Consider the following 19,065-nt stretch of genomic DNA (forward strand, 5'->3'; position numbering starts at 1 on the left):
CGTTAGAAAGTAAGGTTCAGACCGAAAACAAAGGTTTTGGCTTTAGGGTAAGAGAGATAGTCGATACCGTATGATGAGACACCATTGATGGTGCGGTCGGTATTAACTTCTGGATCGTAGCCGTCGTAGGGTGTAATTACAAACAGGTTTTGACCCGTAGCTGACAAGCGAATAGCTGAAATCCAGCGATTTATACCAAGGCTTTTGGTATTGACAGTATAGCCAAGCGACATATTGTTTAGCCGGAAAAACGAACCGCTTTTCAGATAGCGAGACGAAACTGGAGCCGAGTTATTGATCGATTCCTTGCTGTATTGAATAGCTTCGGGAGTAGTATTCAATCCTTTCGATAAACGCAGCTTGTAGAAATTGGCATTGGCCGTATTGTCGTACAATTTGTTGCCCGAAACACCATTGAAATTAATGGCCAGGTCAAACCCTTTGTAAGCAAGATTGCTATTGATATTGAACTGCTTCGTTGGCAGCGCACTTCCGATGGGCACCCGATCTTTATCCGTTACAATACCGTCGCCGTCAATATCGCGGAACGTACTGATTCCTTTGTCATCAAAGCCAGTGAATTCTTTCAGGAAGAACGTACCAATTGGCTGACCGTTGATATAACCGTTGATCGTGGCCGACGTTAGTCCCGAGCCCGAAGCCGAACCAGACGGAATGACCGAATAAGGCGAATTATTTACTACGTTATTAATGAACGTAACGTTACCGCCAATATCGAATCGGAAACCGCTCAGGCTGGCGTATCGATAATTCAGGTCTAATTCAACGCCCTGGTTTGTGATGGTCATGTCTGGTACGTTGGTCCAGAACGTACCGGCTGGTTGAACGGGGTCGGAAGGAATAACTTCGAGGAGGATATTATTCGAGACCTTACGGAAATAATCGACCGATCCCGATAAAGCACCTTTGAACAGCGCAAAGTCAAGTCCAATGTCGGTTTGCGACGATACTTCCCACTGAATATCGGGGTTGGCCAACCGTGCATACGACGTCCCCGCCGGATAAGGGCCTGAAGCCGCTAATGGATAACTTGTTGATGCCGAAACCTGCGAGGTAAATAGCGCCTGTGTAATTTTCGAAGGAATTTCCTGATTACCCGTTAGTCCCCAACCCGCACGAAGTTTTAAATCGGAAAACGGACTTGATTTCAGAAAGGCTTCTTCGCTCAACCGCCATCCCAATGAGAACGATGGGAAAACACCGTATTTATTGTTGGCACCAAATTTAGATGAGCCATCGGCTCGTACCGTAGCCGTTGCCAGATACTTGTCTTTGAACTGGTAGTTAACCCGCGAGAAGAACGATTGCAGCTCATTTTCAGTAGCGAAACCAGTTGGTTTGTTATTCGCCAACGTCAGGTCCTGCCCAAGTCCTGGGTTGTAAATAGGCTGGATTGGAGAAATCGGGAATTTATTGATGCTGTTGGTACGTTCCTGCACGAAAATTTTCTGGTAGGAATGGCCCAGCAATGCCGTCAGATTGTGATCCTGTTTTGCGAGCGTATAGGTGAAATAGTTCTCAATCAACGTATTGCGATTGGTGCGGTAATACGTTTCAAGACGTCCGTCCTGTTGAGGAACGGCACTTGGTAACGATTGCCAATCCCGAACGGAGCTTGAGATGTCTACGCCAAGATTGAGTTTATACACCAGATCTTTTGTAATCTTAAACGACGGCGAGATATTCCCTACAACCCGGTTTATCGTCGTAATATCCTGATTCAGGGCTAACGTAATAAGTGGGTTTGTTCCACTCTGGTAGCGATATGGATCTCCCTTGTCGTCGTAAGCGGGCATGGTTGGGTTAGCTGAGATCGCGCTCCCTAAAATGGTTACGGCACTATTGGTTGGGCTGTCGGTAGGCGGACGATTGTTCAACGTGTAGGAAGCCGTCATGTTGACGTCAACATTCAGCCGATCTTCCAGAAACTTCTGCGATACGTTGATACGTCCCGTATACCGTTTTAAATCACTTCCTTTCAGAATACCTTCCTGATTTTGAACGCCAAACGATCCGTAATATGTCAGCTTGTCTGCACCACCGCTAAACGACAGATTATGGTTCCAGGTGTAGGCTGTCCGCATGATTTCCTTCTGCCAATCGGTCGATGCTTTGAAATCTTCTAATACCCCGCCAACGGCTGGTACCTGACGACGATACTCATCTGCCGAAAAAACAGCTAACGGACGAGCCAGATTCGAAATCCCCAGACTCGATGAAATGTTGAACGTAGAGAAACCGGCTTTGCCTTTTTTGGTGCTAATCAAAACCACACCATTGGCGCCCCGCGAACCGTAAATGGCCGTAGCCGAGGCATCTTTCAATACGTCGATGGATTCAATATCCTGAGGGTTCAGGAAGTTAAGCGGGTTCGTAGCACCGCCTGTACTCGAATTGTCGAGGGCAATTCCGTCGAGTACAAAAAGGGGCGTACTGCCCGTTCGAACGCCACCCGGACCACGTATCGTAATGTTCTGCGTACCACCCGGCTCACCGCTGGCCGACGTAACGTTTACACCTGCCACTTTACCCTGCAAAAGTTGCTCCGGCGAATTGATAATTCCCCGGTTAAAATCGGCGCTTTTGATTGATTTTACAGCACCTGTCATGTCTTTTTTCGACGCGCTTCCGTAGCCGATTACAACGACCTGCGCTAACTCCGAAGCCGAAGCACTCAATGCTACGTTGATGGTAGTACGTCCATTAACCGCAATTTCCTGCGATACAAAACCGATGAAACCGAATACCAGTGTTATGTTGCCTTCTGGAACCACGATTTTGTAATTGCCATTGGCATCGGCAGTCGTGCCGCGTTGCGTACCTTTCACTACAACATTACAACCGGCAAGCGCTTCGTTGGTAGATGCATCGGTAATTCGCCCGCTAACAGTCTGTTCTGTAGGTTTTTCACTACGTAGCGAGTTGATGGTTGTTGCTGGCGAAGGCGCGCTGCCTGCTAAAGATGGTAAAACCAGAAAAAGGCCAAACACCATCGCCCACATCCTGATGAGTGGGGGTGAAAAATGGTAAAAAAACTGCATAAGAGGTTGGTTTAATGAAAAACAGAAACTATTCTAAGGGGTAAAAATACAACTTACTATCGGTATATTTTCTAGGGAAATTGTACTATAATTTTTGTAAGTAGAGGAAATAAGAAACGGAAGAATTACTTAGCTCAAAATCAGTGCAGACGAACGCTTTAGATCAATAAACCAAGTGCTAATAAGGAGGTAAAAGCAACTTATTTTGCTCGCAAATATCGCTTGCTTTGATCTGAAAAAACTACCTATATACGTTAATAGATCTTTAATAATATGTCAGTGTTTTACTAAAACTGCGTACAGAAAGCTTATTTTGCATAATATTAATCACCCGTATGACGCAGTCTAGAAAATAGCGTCATACGGGTGATTTTTTTCGTTCGAACCAACAAGCTGACCCATTTTCAGTTCATTGTACTATGCAAACACCATCCCTAACCTCACCCCGAAATAAGGTTGATTCGTTTGAATCGCCTGATTTCTATTGTCTGGACGATTTGTTGACGGCTGAACATAAGCTGGTTCGGTCGGCTGTGCGCGACTTTGTGAAACGTGAGATTACGCCCATTGCCGAAGAATATGCACAGCGTGCTGAATTTCCTGAACATCTGGTAAAAAAGTTTGGTAAAATTGGCGTATTCGGCTCTACGTTACCTACCGAGTACGGAGGAGGTGGACTCGATCAGATTTCGTATGGGCTAATGACACAGGAAATCGAGCGGGGCGACTCAGGTATGCGTTCGTGTGTATCGGTGCAAAATTCGCTGGTAATGTACCCGATTTTTACGTTTGGCTCAGAAGAACAGAAAAAAAAATACCTTCCCCAACTGGCGCAGGGCGAACTACTCGGATGCTTCGGCCTAACCGAACCAAACCACGGCTCCGACCCCGGTAGTATGGAAGCTAACTTTATCGAACGTAGCGATTATTACCTGTTAAACGGCTCAAAACTCTGGATTACCAACGGCAACATCGCCGACATTGCTATTGTCTGGGCACGTAACGACCAGGGTAAAGTGCGGGGGTTGATTGTGGAACGAGGAATGGAAGGTTTCACAACTAACGAAATCAAAAACAAATGGTCGTTACGTGCCAGTAATACGGGCGAACTGGTTTTTCGGGATGTGCAGGTTCCCAAGACCAACTTACTGCCAAATGCGTTTGGATTAAAAAGCGCATTAAAATGCCTCGAACAGGCCCGTTATGGCATTTGCTGGGGCGCATTGGGCGCAGCAATGGAGTGTTACGAAGTGGCACGACGCTACGCTCTCGAACGTATTCAGTTCAACAAACCCATCGCCAGTTTTCAGCTGATTCAGAAAAAACTGGCCGAAATGCTGACCGATATTACACAGGCACAACTGCTTTGCTGGCGACTCGGCACGTTAAAAAACGAAGATAAAGCGACATCGGCACAGATTTCCATGGCAAAGCGGAACAACGTAGAGATTGCACTACGCACTGCCAGGGAAGCGCGTCAGATTCTGGGTGCAATGGGCATTTCGGGCGAATACCCCATTATGCGCCACCTGATGAACCTCGAATCGGTGAGCACTTACGAAGGTACTCACGATATTCAACTCCTGATTCTCGGTGCCGAGATTACGGGCATTCCAGCGTTTAAATGAGTGAAAGAGCGAAAGAATGAAAGAGCGTTGTTTTCGCGTCAGCCGCTCTTTCATTCTTTCATTCTTTCGCTCTTTCACTCATTGGAAGGAGCATACGTCACCATGTCAATACCAATTCCATTTGGGTCGGTGATGGCGAAGTGGCGGTCGCCCCAAGGTTCGTCGCGTAGTTCGATGGCGATTGGGACGCCGAGTTTTTTAATACGAGCGTATTCGTCGTCGATATTCGGAAATTCGATGGTCAGGTAAACGCCTTTTCCACCAAAAGCTGGTTGAAAGAGTGGTTGCTGACTGGGATGATCAGGAAGCAGGAAACTTAGCTCGGCCTGCTGATTGGGTGTATGTAAAAGCAGATAGAATTCATTTTCGAACGTAATACCAAAGTTGAGAACTTCTGTATAGAACTGCTTGGTTTCCTGAAGTTTGTCGGTAATAATGCCTGCGTTGAGTTTCATAAGATGTGTGTTTTGGGTATAAGAGAATTTTAATAACGCTACGTTCTTTTCTGGTAAATGCTACGTAGTAATTGACAGATTATCGTTCGGCGATTTCCTTAATTTGCGATAAAAGGGCGGTCATGCCACTTTGAGAATGGTTATAGCCATCTTCGGTCGTAAAACCCTGTTGTGTCCAGGTGAACACAGTCTGATTATCACCAGTTTGTTTTAGCGAATACGTAATGGTTGAATAATTTTCGGGCTTGTCTTCCGCCCCTGAAAAACCGCTCCAGTAACTATAACTCAAAAGCTTATAGGGTGTGTTTTCAAGAATAACACCCTTATCGCGGTACTGATGATCGCCGTATTCACCCTGAAAAATAATGTCACTGCCTGGTTTCCAGTCGGTCAGCGTTTGGGTACCATACAGGTATTCGGCGATGAGAGTGGGCGTAGTCAGTACGTTCCAGACTTTTTCAGTGCTGGCGTCGATGTTTATCGATTGGGAGACGATTAAGTCGTTGCGCATAATATTATTCGTTAGCTGAGCCAAAGTTCGGGAAGCGTAGTGACAACCCTATGTCAGTACGGTGTTGGCAACAAGTACAGAATTGTTGTAATGTTCCTGAATTTCGTTGGCTAGTTTTTGCATGGTGCTACGTAGCGTATCGGGCTGCTCAATTGTTACCGCACGCCCAAACATCAGTAACCACTTTGCCAAACCTTCCAGATAAGGAGTCTGAAAATAGATACGTACTGTATCGCCCAGATCTTCCTCGCGCTGATAACCGTACGAATATTTTTCAATGAGCATGTAGCGCGTTACGGATTTGGGCAGAATAATTACCACTTTATGCATCGGCATATCAACGCCCACTCGGTCGAGGTATTCCTGTAATGACAGCCGTTCCCGTCGTGCAAAGCGTTGACCCGTGTCGGTAAGTTGCCGAATTCTGTCAACCCGAAAATCGCGGTAATCCTGACGAACGCGGCAAAATGCAATTAAATGCCAGCCCATATGGTAATGATACAACCCAACTGGTTCAACTTCCCGTTCGGTTTCGGCGTCTTTATACTGTGAATGATATTGAAGTGCAAGCACATGATTTTTGGCAATGGCGTGCTGAATCGGAATTAATAATTCATCGGAATAAGGCTGCCGAATACGCGGTTTTGCTACGTTTATGTGCGAATCGAGATCGTCGAGGTGTTCCTGATCGGCTTTTTTGAGCACAGATTTAATCTTAAACAAGGCCGATTCAAATTCAGTACGTATTGATTCGTCGGCCCAATGTTCAATAAGTTTGCCTCCTAATAAAAGAGCACTGGCTTCGGCGCTCGTAAACATGACCGGGGGTAGGTGGTAATCGGTCAAAAAATAGCCCATACCTGCTTCGGCACCGATCGGTACACCCGCTTCTTCGAGCGACCGAACGTCGCGATAAACGGTACGTAGGCTGATTTTGAAGCGATTCGCTAGTTCCTGGGCACGAACAACCCGTTTAGTCTGAAGATGGATAAGAATTGCAGTCAGGCGATCAAGGCGGTTCATAACAATTGAAATAAAATGCCACACGCAAATTACAACGCTTGCACTGAACGACCGACTACCGAAACCTAGATAATTCGTTTCATTAAAGCGAAATTGATAGACTATCGACAGAAGGTTTTTAACCGACAGAATATTTTTATGCCTTAGCTTCCAGTAAAATTTAAGATGTTTCTGAATGCTTCTGAGCGGAAAGTTTAATGATGAACCTTTCAACAGTTATATCCGTAGTTGAAATAAAAACGCTTCTAATCGAATGGATTCAGCAAATATTCAAAATAACACAAGCCGCCACCGGTTCGAACTGGAAACCGAGGGTAAATTATCAATTGTCGCCTACCAAAAAGTAGATGATGAAACACTGGCACTGACGCATACTGAAGTTGACCCTAGTTTAGAAGGACGTGGCATTGGCTCGAAACTGGTGGAAGGCGTATTACGCTACGTAGAAGCACACGAACTAAAAATTGTTCCTCTCTGTCCGTTTATAGCTGCTTATCTGAAGCGCCATCCCGATTGGAACCGTGTAGTATCTGCTACGTATTCGGTTGACGATTTTTAAGCACTGAGATTAGCGATGCAAATGTTCGTCTGTAATGTGATTGCAGACGAACATTTTTTATTTGTGGGATTGAGGAGCGCGAATTGGTGAAATACGATCTCCTTTTTTTACCCAACGCCAAAGATCCGTTGCCAGAGTTGGATAAATGTTGACGCCAATACTATAATAACTCCCGTTGAAATTCTGATTGATTGCCGTCTGAAAAACCGACAGACGGTAGCCTATTTGCGCACTCAGTCCAAACCAGCGTGTTGCCCGCCATTGCCCGTATGCGCCAATCTGTAAGGGAACAAAAAAATCCTGCCGAGTACGGTCAACTTGCATATCCTGCCGTAAGTTAAGGGGAATGGCGTAAGCAACCCCGCCACCAACTTCAACCGGAATACTTACTTTCCAGCGTTGATTGTTGGTGATGTTGAACCAGTATAACAGGCTCATAAACCACATATCGGTGCGAGTATAGTAATCGAGATTGATACGTCGTGAAGCCGCTCGTCGCCAGTCAATCAATCGCAGATACGTAGCATAACTAATCCAGTAATAGCCAAGCGTAATCTGATGACGTTTATGCCCAAATTCGATCCCGGCGTTTACTCCCCAAACGTTAACATGCTGTTGCTCAAGGAAGGAATCACGAAAGTCGAGATTAAAAGCCGGAGTAATCTTTGGCCGTTTCAGTCGTATAGAATCGGCTTTGGTCAACGTATCACCGTTGGAAACCAACAACGTACTAGCTATTAAAAAAGCGGCAACCATAGTGCCTTACTAACTAGAAAATGGTACGTATGGTTAGAATAGTTTTGGCGATTACAATACGTCCTCGATAACGGGATTTTGCTCAGCGCGCAGTTGCTTTGTTGTTTTTCGTGAACCATCATGACTCCAGCCTGGTGGGCCAAAGATATAACCAATTGCGGCACGAAACGACCCAGCCCGACGAATATCCTGGCCAATAGCCGCCCATTCATGAAAAGCGATACGTACCGGATTGAAGGTATTGATATTCGTAGTCAATCCATACGTAGGTCGTTTTTGCTCAAGCTCGAACGTACCAAACATCCGGTCCCAGATAATCAGAATGCCGCCGTGGTTTTTGTCCAGATAATCCAGATCGGACCCATGATGCACCCGATGGTGCGATGGTGTATTTAAAATAAACTCTATAGGTGCCGGAAATTTATGAATATGTTCGGTATGAATCCAGAATTGATACAGCAGACTTATCGATTGCATAGTCATGATAACCACTGGCGAAAAACCCAACAACGGCAGCCAGATCCAGAAAATAAACGCGCCCGAAATATTCCCCGTCCAGGTCTGACGTAGCGCCGTGCCTAGATTGTATTTCATGGATGAGTGATGCACTACGTGCGAGGCCCAGAAGTACCGACTACTATGGCTAATCCGATGAAACCAGTAATAGCTGAAATCGTCGGCAAAAAACAGGATTAGCCAGGCCCACCATTGCGTCATATCAACCGTGAAAAACCGGAATTGATATACCAGCGAATATGCACCAAAAACAATAGCCTTTCCAACAATACCGATAATTACGTTGCCAATTCCCATCGACAGACTACTGGCCGTGTCTTTGGCTTCGTAATAATCTTTCTGTTGCTTTGCCGTAACAATAACCTCGGCAACCAACAGAATTACAAAGCCTGGAATGGCGTATTGAATCAAATCTCTCATACTTTTTCTAACTTTTATGCAAGTTACAGTTTTTGTAGAAATGATTAAAACGACATTTGCGAGACTGTTTGTTACTGCTTCACAAATTCAACCCGTCGATTCTGCGCTCTTCCTTCGAACGTAGTGTTTTCAGCAATGGGTTTGATTTCGCCGTAGCCTTTTGCTGTTAATCGAGTGCCATCAATGCCCATCGATATGAGTTGAGCTTTTACGGTTGCGGCTCTGGCATCCGATAATTTTAAATTGCTGGCATCGTCTCCATCCGAATCGGTGTGGCCACTTATCTCAACTTTCAGAGCTGGATTAGCGGATAATGCTTTTACAATGGCATTGATTTCGCCCATTGATTCGGGCTTCAACGTAGCTTTATTTACATCAAAAAGAATACCGTGAGAAATGTATTTTCCGTCGGTAAACGCCTTGCCAATCAGGTTAATATCGCCACCAGACGCTAGTTTAAAATTGCGAAACATCATATTCTTCCCATCGCTGGCATCGCCCCCAATAACCAGTGAGGTAGCCTTAAAAATCACTTCTGGAACCACCAGCACCCGGTACTGATCGCAGTAAATTTTTACTTGATTGTCTTTAACTACAATAGCGTAGTGGTGCCATTTACTGAGGTAATTCTCGGCTGCAATTGCTTTAGGATATTCCCCATTTAGTCTTGTATCGGGGCCTTCAAACGTTGAATAATCGCGATTTGACTTAATGTGTACGACCGACTCAGTACCATTCATAAACTTGATATAGACGCCTTCGTTGCTATCATAAGCTACATCCAGATAGCTATCGAACTCAACTGTAAAGTTTTTAGGCAAGTAGTTTGGCGTTTTAACTCGTGGGGCAAGTACTGTGTAATATTTTGTAATGAAAAAGGCTTTCTCATCACCCGCTTTGTTGACCACTGCCTGCCCATCAATAAGTTTCCAGTGCGGATCGAATTCGCCTAGTTGTGAATCGGACAGATCGTCGGCAAAAATGATTTTATCGCCGGCAACGAAATCATAATTCTGATACGCTTTGATGTCCTGAGCGAGGCAGGGGAGTGGAAGCAGAAGAATAACTGCCAGAAATTTTTTCATGAAAAATAGTGATAGTTCTGGTTCGTGATGATAAGATGCAAAACTCTGATGACGTGCTACGTATCAGCTAGTTGGCTCCAGCAAAACAAATCATTCATACCCCTGAAACTGTTAATTCTTGGTTAAAAAAGAAGCCCAGCGACGTCTGTCACTGGGCTTCTTTTTTAACGGTATAGTTTCGACTACCGATTCATCGAAATCAGGAATTCTTCGTTGGTACGAGTGCCTTTCATACGGTCGAGAAGGAAGTCCATCGTTTCCATTGGATTCATGTCGGCCATGTGCTTGCGAAGAATCCAGACACGTTGTAATGTTTCCTTGTCAAGTAACAGATCTTCCCGACGTGTTCCTGACGATAGGACGTCGACGGCTGGATAGATACGTTTGTTGGCGAGCTTCCGGTCGAGCTGGAGTTCCATGTTACCGGTACCCTTAAACTCTTCGAAAATTACTTCGTCCATCTTCGAGCCTGTATCGATGAGGGCCGTGGCGATGATTGTCAGCGAACCGCCATTTTCTACGTTACGAGCCGCTCCGAAGAACCGTTTTGGACGGTGTAACGCATTTGCATCCACACCACCCGACAGGATTTTACCCGACGAAGGAACAACCGTGTTATAAGCACGTGCCAGACGTGTAATGGAATCGAGCAGAATCACTACGTCGTGCCCACATTCAACCATCCGTTTAGCTTTCTCCAGCACCATACTCGATACTTTTACGTGCCGGTCGGCTTGCTCATCGAACGTAGAAGAAATTACTTCAGCATTTACGCTACGTGCCATGTCCGTAACCTCTTCCGGGCGCTCGTCAATAAGCAGCACGATCAGGTAAACTTCGGGGTGGTTATGTGTAATTGCGTTCGCTATTTCTTTGAGAAGCACAGTTTTACCAGTCTTAGGCTGTGCCACAATCATACCCCGCTGACCTTTACCGATGGGGGCAAACAGGTCTAACACACGCGAAGAATAATTCTCTGGACGGTTGCTCAACCGCAGGTGTTCATCGGGGAAAAGCGGAGTCAGGTATTCAAACGGAATCCGGTCGCGGATTTCTTCCGTTGTTTTACCATTTACCGTCGAAACACGTAGCAGAGCGAAATATTTCTCACCTTCCTTCGGAGGGCGAATGGCACCACGTACCGTATCTCCAGTTTTCAGACCAAATAATTTAATCTGCGAGGGCGATACGTAAATATCATCTGGGCTAGCTAGATAGTTATAGTCAGCCGAACGAAGGAAACCGTAGCCACCGTCCTGCATAATCTCCAGAACACCCTCATTATCAATAATGCCATCGAACTCTCTAATATGCTGATTGTACTGACGGCGAATACGATTCTGGTATTCCTGAGCCTCACGCGGAGGATTTGGCAATTGTGGATTCCCAGCTTGAACAGGCTCTGGCTGAGCGGGTTGATTTGGTGCGTTTTCGGGATTTTCTGATGTTTCAACGACTGGCGAATCTACACCGATTGAATCACCCGTTTGTTCCATTGCCGGAGCAGTATCTTCTGTGATAACTGTTGGTGTCAGAAAATCGTCTTCAGTATGACCGCTCAGATTTAATGCCGAATCATCCGAAACAACCCGTTGATTACGTGGTCGTTGGTCACGCCGTTGGTTATTATCACGAGGGCCATTATCCCGATTTGATTCAAAACGCTGACGACCAGCATCACGTTGGCCAGAGCCATTACCACCGTTTCCTTCCGGGCGTGGTGAACGGGATTGGTTAAAATCAGATCTTGGGTTCCGGTCGTTACGTGGTCCGTTATTACGGAAATTGCGGTCAGTCGATCCCGTGTTCGAATCGCCTGTATTCGATTGGTTCAAGTCCCGTCCATTTTCCGGCCGGTTACGTTGTGGCTGATTCGGATTTTTAGAGCGTATATCTTCTACACGATTGCGGGGAGAACGCTCCTGATTCCGCATCTGGTTTTCAATCGGAGGAGTGGTTGTTTCTGGTTCAGTAGGTGCCTGTTCCGACGTGGCAACAATCTCAGATTCCGATGTTTGTATTACTGTATCTACCGGACTAGCATCCGATACCTCAACAGTTTCTGTTGTTTTTGGCGCACTTTCCCGGCGGGCACGTACACGTGTCTTGGGGATTTCGACAGGAATAGATGCCGTCTCAACTGGCGTCTCGACAGGTGTGTCAACAACAGCTTCAGTCGTCTTCGTACGGCGTCCTTTACGGGGAGCTTCGACAACAGGGGCCGTTTCCTCTGGCCCCGGTCGAACGGCTTGCTCGCCCAATATTTTTAAAATAAGTTTTTCTTTCGTGTACTTAGCTGTGTCGCGAATGCCGAATTCGGCGGCAATTGGTTGAAGCTCCGAGAGGAGTTTCATACTTAATTCTTCCTTGTTGTACATAGAGGTCAGGTTAGCGATAAACCTTGAAAGGACCGTTGGAGCGGTAAGGATGGAAATTGGAAAATGTTGAAAAAGATGGTTTTGATCGGGTGGTAGCTCTCAGAGCCATGTGTGGGCTCAACGAGTAGGGTTACTGATTGATTAATCAGATCAACCTTCACAGATTCAGGTAATTACGTGATGAAAATAGAACCAAAATTAAGAACTGGGGTGATTTATCGATTCCGAACCTAATGTACTGGTGAGGCCAGACAGGACGGTGATCAACTTACTTTTAGAAAAAGGCGATTCAGTGTTGCGCTGGTCTGCCGAAAGTATTCCAACTAAATGAGGATTACGGCTTTTCAGAAGAGCATTACCTGCCGTGCTAGCTTGATGGAAACAAATGTAATAGTTTGTTCCTGTATTGTCAAGATAACGTTATTATGAGGTAAATGTTTCCTTAACCAGCTTAAAATTAATAATTCTCTTTATAATCAATGGTATTGTTAAAATCTGTAGTTATTCTGGAGAAATCAGGACCTAATTACGTACCGTGTATCAGGCCACAGGTTTGATTCATTACAAATCCACAGTGCAAAGTCGTTTCTGCCGTTAAAAAAACTTAAATCGCCACATATTTACAAATTTTGTGGCTAAAACAAACGTTGGTTTTTCAGTGATTTATGGAAGAAAAATCGCCTGACATAGGCAAACCACTTAAACTGGTTATTGATTGGGGAAACTCAAGTCTGAAAACAGGTTGGTTTGATGGATCGGATTTGATCGAAACCAGACGATACTCGTCGACAAACGAACTCCTGCTGGATTTACCAAAACGTAGTATAGATCAGGTAATTGTTTCATCAACGAGTCGGCCGGGCGAAGAGTTGCGCAGCCTATTACCGGATATACGGGAGCGAATTTGGATTCTGGATTCGCAAACGGTTTTGCCCATACGGAAGTCGTATGACACACCAGATACGTTAGGTGCCGACCGAGTAGCAGCCGCTGCGGGAGCAATCACATTGTTTCCGGGCGAGTCTTGTTTGGTGCTTGATCTGGGAACCTGTCTAACTGCCGATTTTGTAGATCGTGATGCTACGTTTCAGGGGGGCTTAATTTCGCCGGGATTGCGGATGCGTTTTCGAGCTATGCATGAGCAAACGGCGCGGTTGCCGATGATTAATGTGGGTGATGAAGACGTAGTCGTTAATTGGCCTGTGCTAGAGGCTAAGAACACACGGCAGGCTATGCTGAGTGGCGTATTGAATGGCCTGCTGTTTGAGATGAATGGGATCATCGAAGATTACCGTAAGAAGTGGCCAAACGTAGTTGTTTTAGTGTGTGGGGGAGACGCTTCGCTTTTTGAAAGTCGTTTGAAACCCCCGATATTTGTAGTTCCCGAATTAGTGCTAATGGGGTTGAATCGAATTTTACGTCATAATGTTGATAATTTACAGGCAGGTACGCCGGAGAATCTTAGTTAGTTTGCTGGCCATTGCCGCAGCATCACCGATGGCATGGGCACAGAGCCTGGGCAATTCTCCTTACTCGGCTCTAGGTATCGGGGATATGTATAGTGAGGGAAACGTAACGAATATGGGTATGGGAGGTATTGGTGTGAGCTTTGCCAGTCCGTTCTACCTGAATCTACAAAACCCGGCACTGTTGGCTCGACGTTCGCGATTTACCGTTTTTGAGGTAGGTTTGGTTGGCCAGTCGAAAGGGCTTAGCCAGAATGTTGGAAACACGCGGCAAAGTCAGCGAAACTCAGGAGCTAATTTGGGCTATCTGGCGCTTGCTTTCCCGGCAAACTCCCGATGGAACATGTCATTGAGTTTGCGTCCGTATACCTTTGTTAATTATGCGACAAAGCAAACCGAGCCTGTTCCCGGTACGAACTTCACAGCTGAATACAATTATAAAGGTGAAGGAGGATTGAATAAAGCCACCTTTTCGAATGGAGTTCGGATAACGAAAAATATTTACGCTGGTGTAGATGCTTCATTCCTGTTTGGAAATATTACCCACTCATCTGACTCGCGGGCCTATATTGGCGCAGAAGACATGCGGGTAAACCGATTGAGCCGCACTACGTATAGCGATGTTGTCTGGAGACTGGGGGCTGCATGGCGACCAAAACTGAGCGAAGCCTGGACGTTGAATGTAGGTGCTACGTATGATCCACAGGTACGAATAAATGCCCGCCAAACAGAGATTAATCAGCAAACATCGCTTAATTATCAGGCTTTAGCTGCACCAGATACGATTCGCCTGAATTCGAACGGTCAGCTAACGTTGCCTCAACAAGCTCGGTTTGGTATTAGTCTGGAGCGAAACAATACGCTTGTATTTGGAGTTGATGTAGGTTTTCAGCAATGGAGCCTTTACCGCACGCCTGATAACCGTCCGGGAAACCTCGTCGACGGTATGAATATTGCTGCTGGTATTGAATATACGCCTAAAGCCAGTTCGATGCGTTACCGCGATCTGATTACGTACCGTGCTGGTTTTCAGTATAATCGATTGCCGTATCAGGTAAGAGGAGAGCAAATCAATGATATTAACGGAAGCGTCGGCTTGTCGTTGCCGCTGGGTGCTTATTTAGTGAATCACGTAACACTTTCTGTTGTAGGTGGTCAGCGTGGCGTATTGTCTGGAACACAAATCAGGGAACAGTACGTGCGGTTTGCACTTGGGTTCTCGCTCAACGACTGGTGGTTCCGTAAACAAGTAGTTGATTAGAAGTTAGTGAATAATGAATAATGAACAACCTAAAATGAAAGAGAGTGGGAGGCTAACTGTGTTGTTTCGTGGCTTTACGCATTTTACATTGTTCATTATTCAATGTTTCTTCATACTAACTTCCTGCGAAGAGCCAAAGCAGGCTAAGAATGTAGCCCGTTACACTGGGCCGATTGAAGAAATTAACGACGTAAAGCTTCTCTATAGCGAAGCTGCTATATTGAAAGTTAAACTAACCACTCCCAAACAGTACCGGTACGAGAACGACAACCGTCGTTATCCCAAGTCTGTCAATATTGTATTTTTCGGACCAACTGGCGAAGAAGTAACGACGCTACGTTCAGATTCTGGCCGCTACGACCGGGCCAAAGACTTATACACCGTGATGGGCAACGTAGTGGTAATCAACAAGCAAAAGCAGGAGAAACTACTTACTCCCGAACTCACCTGGAATCCAGTCACAAAAAAAGTTTATACAGATAAGAAAGTGACGGTTCTTAGTCAGCAAACCGGCGAAAAACTATACGGGCTTGGTCTAGATGCAAATCAGGACTTTTCACAGTACTCCATTCGTAAGCCAACCGGTATCTTCAATATGGAAGGCGGTGGAGGAATATGACAAAATGGTCGATATTGCTTGACTATCGACCTTTCTTACATTGTTCCAGCACTGGCGTTACGTCCTTTACGCTAATCAGCTTCTTCTCGTTTCCCCACTCGTTATAAATGTACGTAACTAGCTCGGCCACTTCAAGATCGCTGAGCTGCGGCAATGGTGGCATGGGGTGATTATATGTTTTCCCATTTACGACAATAGGGCCTTTCTGCCCATATCGAATGAGACAAATAACGCTGTTTTTATCGGCCAGATAGTCAGAATTGGCTAATGGGGGATATAATGATGCTAGCCCTTCACCTTTTGGTTGATGACAGTTCGCACAATTATTTTTATAGACCAGAATGCCCTCAGTTATATACCGTTGACGCTTTATTTCCTCTTCACTCTGGCAGGAAAACCCGCTAATAGAGACAAACAGAATCGCCAGAAAACGGACGTATTGACTAATCATGGATTGTATTCAGCCAGAAGCCGATTCATGTCATTCATTAATTTATCGACACCTGCTTCAGTAGTACCGTCGTAAATACCCCGGATGTGCCGGTCTTTATCGACTAGGATGAAAGCCCCGCTGTGAACAGCGCCACCCGGTGCTGAAGCATCTTCTTGGGCGGTAACCATATAACTGGTCTGACCTATATCATAAATTTTCTCCCGGTCGCCGGTTACGAATAACCATTGATGATCCGTAACCCCCAGATCCTGCGCAAATTGCTTCAAAACGGATACCGAATCATGAGCAGGATCAATTGTATGAGAGAGTAGCATCACGTTCTGATTACCCTTAAATTTCTCGTACACCCGTTTTAGCTGTACTTTCATTTTGGGGCAGATCGTAGGGCAGTTTGTGAAGAAAAAATCAGCTACGTAGATTTTATTGGCTAGTGTATTCGCCGATACCGTATCACCATACTGACTAATAAATTTGAAGTCTGGAATAGTATGATAAACCGAATCGGTAACCTCTTTACCATCAACAGTTTTTGTGACAGCTTCACGCTGCCCTAAAATTGGGAGTTTATCCGTTGAGGAACCGCAACTCAAAAGAAATCCCGTAATAAGCGCAAATAACGTGCTGCTATTTCTTTTGTAAAAACTCGGTAGCCTGTTCAATACTGGTTTTAACTTTTGCTTTAACATCGGTAATTTGTTCTTTTTGATCGGCCAGATAACGTAACGCTTCATCGGAAGATAATTTGGCTAACGTATCGCCATTATACCGATCCATCCAGTTCATCATCAGGCTATCGGCAACGGTTAAATTCTGAATCAAACGAGTAGCCTGTGCTTTTTCTTCATCACTACGTAGGGTTGTTGTAGCTGAACCTGATGCCTTCAGGCTATCAATTGTTGCTACGTGCTTATTCAGCATTTTACGTAGTTTCATGATGTCGTCAATTTTAGGCATAACTTCATCATGAATCGCAAATACCTCATTTTCAGATTCTTTAACAGCTTCGCCCGAATCGCAGGAGCTAATTGCGAAAGCTAGTGAAAGCAAACCGGCAAAAGATAAAATACTCTGTCTCATAGTGTATAGGTAATGGAGAATGATGAATCAAAGGTATCGTATGGCAATTAATCCATCATTCGAAAAAATTATTTTGCTACTGATGCGGCCCGTTGTTTAAGCATTTCACGGGCATTTTTCAGGGCGCTGGCCGATGGATTTTTGCCCCCAATCATCTGGGCGATTTCCTGAATACGCTCCTCCAGCGTCAGTTTTTTAATTCGACTGACCGTTTTCTCTGAGGAATTGTCTTTATAAACAAAATAATGTTCAACTCCCTGACCAGCAATCTGATGTAAATGTGTAATGGCAATAATCTGGTGGCTGTGAGCCATGTCTCGCATCATCTTTCCCATTTTTATAGCAATCTCGCCCGATACACCCGTATCAATTTCATCGAAAATAATAGTTGGCAATGATCGCTTACTGGCAAGGATGTATTTAATCGCCATCATTAATCGGGAGAACTCACCGCCTGAGGCCACATTTTTCAATTGTTGTGGTTTTACGCCTTTATTCGCGCTAAACAAAAACGAAATTGTATCGACGCCCGTAGCTTGTGGTTTACCAGTTTCTGCTGCAATTTCCAACGAAGCATTGGGCATGCCGAGGTCATTTAATAACATACCAATTTCGCTTTCAATCGGACGTAGCACTGCCAGTCGGGAGGCCGAAAGTTGTTCAGCACTTGTCTGAAGCTGTGTATAAGCTGCTGTTGCTTCTGCTTTAGCATCGGCCAGTGCATCATCGAGGTTAAGTACTTTACTAACTTTTTGCCCGAGTTCGTTACGTAGCGAAATCAGCCCATGAACATCTTTCTGCTGATGTTTGGTCAAAAGCTGGTAGATCAGATCTAACCGTTCACGAATAGTTTCAGCACGGGTATCATCCACTTCAACCTGATCCTGTTCAGAGCTAATTTCATCGGCCAGATCACGGAGTTCAATTAGGCTGCTCTGCGCCCGCTGCTGCAATTGCTCATATTGATCCGATAACTTAGAAATATAAGCCAGATTGCTAACCGCACCTTTCAAAAAGTCAATGACCGATTGTTCGGTATTGTCCAGATATTCATAAGCTAGTTGCAGCCGTTCTTTTATTTCTTCGGCATTTTCGAGAATGGTTAATTCTTGTTCCAGCGACTCCTGTTCATCGGCCTGAAGCTGTGTCTTAACTAGTTCTTCGTACAGAAAATTATTGTAATCAAACTCCTTACGCATCGCAGCGGCTTCGGATTGAAGCTGATCGTAATGCGATTTTTTAGCACGATACGCTTGATAGTCATTGTGGTAACTACGTAGCAGCGCATCGTTTTGAGCATACGTATCAACGATAGCCAATTGATATTCATTAGAGCCGAGCAAGACATGGTCGTGCTGGGAGTGGATATCCATCATCTGGCTTGTAACACGACGTAACGTTTCGAGATTTACGGGCGTATCGTTGACAAACGCACGCGATTTTCCGCTTACGCTAATTTCTCTACGAACAATACAGACATCGGAGAAATCTAACTCTTCTTCGTCAAAAATCTGCTCAATTATGTAGCCAGCTACCCCAAAGGTACCTTCGATAACACATTTTTTTTCGGGGTTATATAGCACTCGGGTATCGGCCCGGTTGCCCAATAATAGACCGATGGCCCCTAGCATGATCGACTTACCTGCCCCCGTTTCGCCCGTAACGATGTTTAGGCCACGGTTGGGACTGAGTGAAAGCTCATCGATCAGGGCGTAATTCTTGATTAATAAATGGGATAGCATACGTTAAGCAGTTTTCAGCTTCAGGTTCGACTTTGGTAGGTTGTAAGGTGCAA

The 19,065-nt window shown here is 45.2% G+C and carries 17 protein-coding genes; 5 read left to right on the plus strand and 12 right to left on the minus strand.

Features of this window, described 5'->3' with window-relative positions; all coding sequences use genetic code 11:
- Positions 1-2: 2 nt before the first annotated feature.
- The gene (locus ACYVD4_RS06790) at positions 3-3,062 is read right to left on the minus strand and encodes a SusC/RagA family TonB-linked outer membrane protein (RefSeq protein ID WP_460943732.1); all 3,060 of its coding nucleotides are present in this window, start codon (positions 3,060-3,062) and stop codon (positions 3-5) included.
- A 419-nt stretch (positions 3,063-3,481) separates the two neighbouring features.
- Between ACYVD4_RS06790 and ACYVD4_RS06795 the strand changes: the two genes are divergently transcribed.
- The gene (locus ACYVD4_RS06795) at positions 3,482-4,690 is read left to right on the plus strand and encodes an acyl-CoA dehydrogenase family protein (RefSeq protein WP_460943734.1); all 1,209 of its coding nucleotides are present in this window, start codon (positions 3,482-3,484) and stop codon (positions 4,688-4,690) included.
- A gap of 74 nt (positions 4,691-4,764) precedes the next feature.
- On the opposite strand, the gene ACYVD4_RS06800 is transcribed toward ACYVD4_RS06795, so the two are convergent.
- The 3 genes from ACYVD4_RS06800 to ACYVD4_RS06810 all read right to left on the minus strand — a co-directional run bounded on the left by ACYVD4_RS06800 (position 4,765) and on the right by ACYVD4_RS06810 (position 6,679).
- A complete protein-coding gene (locus tag ACYVD4_RS06800; RefSeq protein WP_460943736.1) occupies positions 4,765-5,145 on the minus strand; it encodes a VOC family protein in 381 nt (126 codons plus the stop codon).
- A gap of 79 nt (positions 5,146-5,224) precedes the next feature.
- On the minus strand, positions 5,225-5,656 hold the full coding sequence (locus ACYVD4_RS06805; protein WP_460943738.1) for an SRPBCC family protein: 432 nt from the start codon (positions 5,654-5,656) through the stop codon (positions 5,225-5,227).
- Positions 5,657-5,704: 48 nt separating this feature from the next.
- Positions 5,705-6,679, minus strand: coding sequence for a helix-turn-helix transcriptional regulator (locus ACYVD4_RS06810; protein WP_460943740.1), 975 nt, complete (start codon positions 6,677-6,679; stop codon positions 5,705-5,707).
- Positions 6,680-6,932: 253 nt separating this feature from the next.
- Here ACYVD4_RS06810 and ACYVD4_RS06815 point away from each other — a divergent pair, with 253 nt between their 5' ends.
- Positions 6,933-7,238, plus strand: coding sequence for a GNAT family N-acetyltransferase (locus ACYVD4_RS06815; protein ID WP_460943742.1), 306 nt, complete (start codon positions 6,933-6,935; stop codon positions 7,236-7,238).
- Positions 7,239-7,295: 57 nt separating this feature from the next.
- Here ACYVD4_RS06815 and ACYVD4_RS06820 read toward each other — a convergent pair whose 3' ends face one another.
- From ACYVD4_RS06820 to rho, 4 genes are all read right to left on the minus strand, one after another.
- Positions 7,296-7,994: a hypothetical protein gene (locus ACYVD4_RS06820; RefSeq protein ID WP_460943744.1), complete on the minus strand. Its 699-nt coding sequence runs from the start codon at positions 7,992-7,994 to the stop codon at positions 7,296-7,298.
- Positions 7,995-8,045: 51 nt separating this feature from the next.
- Positions 8,046-8,930: a sterol desaturase family protein gene (locus ACYVD4_RS06825; protein WP_460943746.1), complete on the minus strand. Its 885-nt coding sequence runs from the start codon at positions 8,928-8,930 to the stop codon at positions 8,046-8,048.
- Between the two features lie 71 nt (positions 8,931-9,001).
- Positions 9,002-10,015 carry an OmpA family protein gene (locus ACYVD4_RS06830; RefSeq protein ID WP_460943748.1) on the minus strand — a complete coding sequence of 338 codons (1,014 nt, stop codon included), beginning with the start codon at positions 10,013-10,015 and terminating at the stop codon, positions 9,002-9,004.
- A 182-nt stretch (positions 10,016-10,197) separates the two neighbouring features.
- Positions 10,198-12,393 (minus strand): transcription termination factor Rho, encoded by a 2,196-nt coding sequence (rho, locus tag ACYVD4_RS06835; protein ID WP_460943750.1) that lies wholly within the window; start codon positions 12,391-12,393, stop codon positions 10,198-10,200.
- Between the two features lie 665 nt (positions 12,394-13,058).
- Here rho and ACYVD4_RS06840 point away from each other — a divergent pair.
- From ACYVD4_RS06840 to lptC, 3 genes are read left to right on the plus strand one after another with little or no spacing between them, the layout of a single operon-like run.
- The gene (locus ACYVD4_RS06840; protein WP_460943752.1) at positions 13,059-13,862 is read left to right on the plus strand and encodes a type III pantothenate kinase; all 804 of its coding nucleotides are present in this window, start codon (positions 13,059-13,061) and stop codon (positions 13,860-13,862) included.
- A gap of 28 nt (positions 13,863-13,890) precedes the next feature.
- Positions 13,891-15,120, plus strand: a complete 1,230-nt coding sequence (locus tag ACYVD4_RS06845; RefSeq protein ID WP_460943754.1) for a hypothetical protein — start codon at positions 13,891-13,893, stop codon at positions 15,118-15,120.
- A gap of 13 nt (positions 15,121-15,133) precedes the next feature.
- The gene (gene lptC / locus ACYVD4_RS06850) at positions 15,134-15,739 is read left to right on the plus strand and encodes an LPS export ABC transporter periplasmic protein LptC (protein WP_460943756.1); all 606 of its coding nucleotides are present in this window, start codon (positions 15,134-15,136) and stop codon (positions 15,737-15,739) included.
- Positions 15,740-15,761: 22 nt separating this feature from the next.
- Here lptC and ACYVD4_RS06855 read toward each other — a convergent pair whose 3' ends face one another.
- The 4 genes from ACYVD4_RS06855 to recN all read right to left on the minus strand — a co-directional run bounded on the left by ACYVD4_RS06855 (position 15,762) and on the right by recN (position 19,012).
- Entirely contained in the window at positions 15,762-16,190 is a 429-nt protein-coding gene (locus ACYVD4_RS06855) for a c-type cytochrome (protein WP_460943758.1), read from the minus strand.
- The gene (locus tag ACYVD4_RS06860; protein ID WP_460943759.1) at positions 16,187-16,852 is read right to left on the minus strand and encodes an SCO family protein; all 666 of its coding nucleotides are present in this window, start codon (positions 16,850-16,852) and stop codon (positions 16,187-16,189) included. Before ACYVD4_RS06860 ends, ACYVD4_RS06855 begins: the two co-directional genes overlap by 4 nt.
- Positions 16,818-17,270, minus strand: coding sequence for a viral A-type inclusion protein (locus tag ACYVD4_RS06865; protein WP_460943761.1), 453 nt, complete (start codon positions 17,268-17,270; stop codon positions 16,818-16,820). The genes ACYVD4_RS06860 and ACYVD4_RS06865 overlap by 35 nt, the downstream gene beginning before the upstream one ends.
- A 68-nt stretch (positions 17,271-17,338) precedes the next feature.
- Entirely contained in the window at positions 17,339-19,012 is a 1,674-nt protein-coding gene (recN, locus tag ACYVD4_RS06870; RefSeq protein ID WP_460943763.1) for a DNA repair protein RecN, read from the minus strand.
- Positions 19,013-19,065: the final 53 nt, after the last annotated feature.

The organism is Spirosoma daeguense, assembly GCF_054776875.1.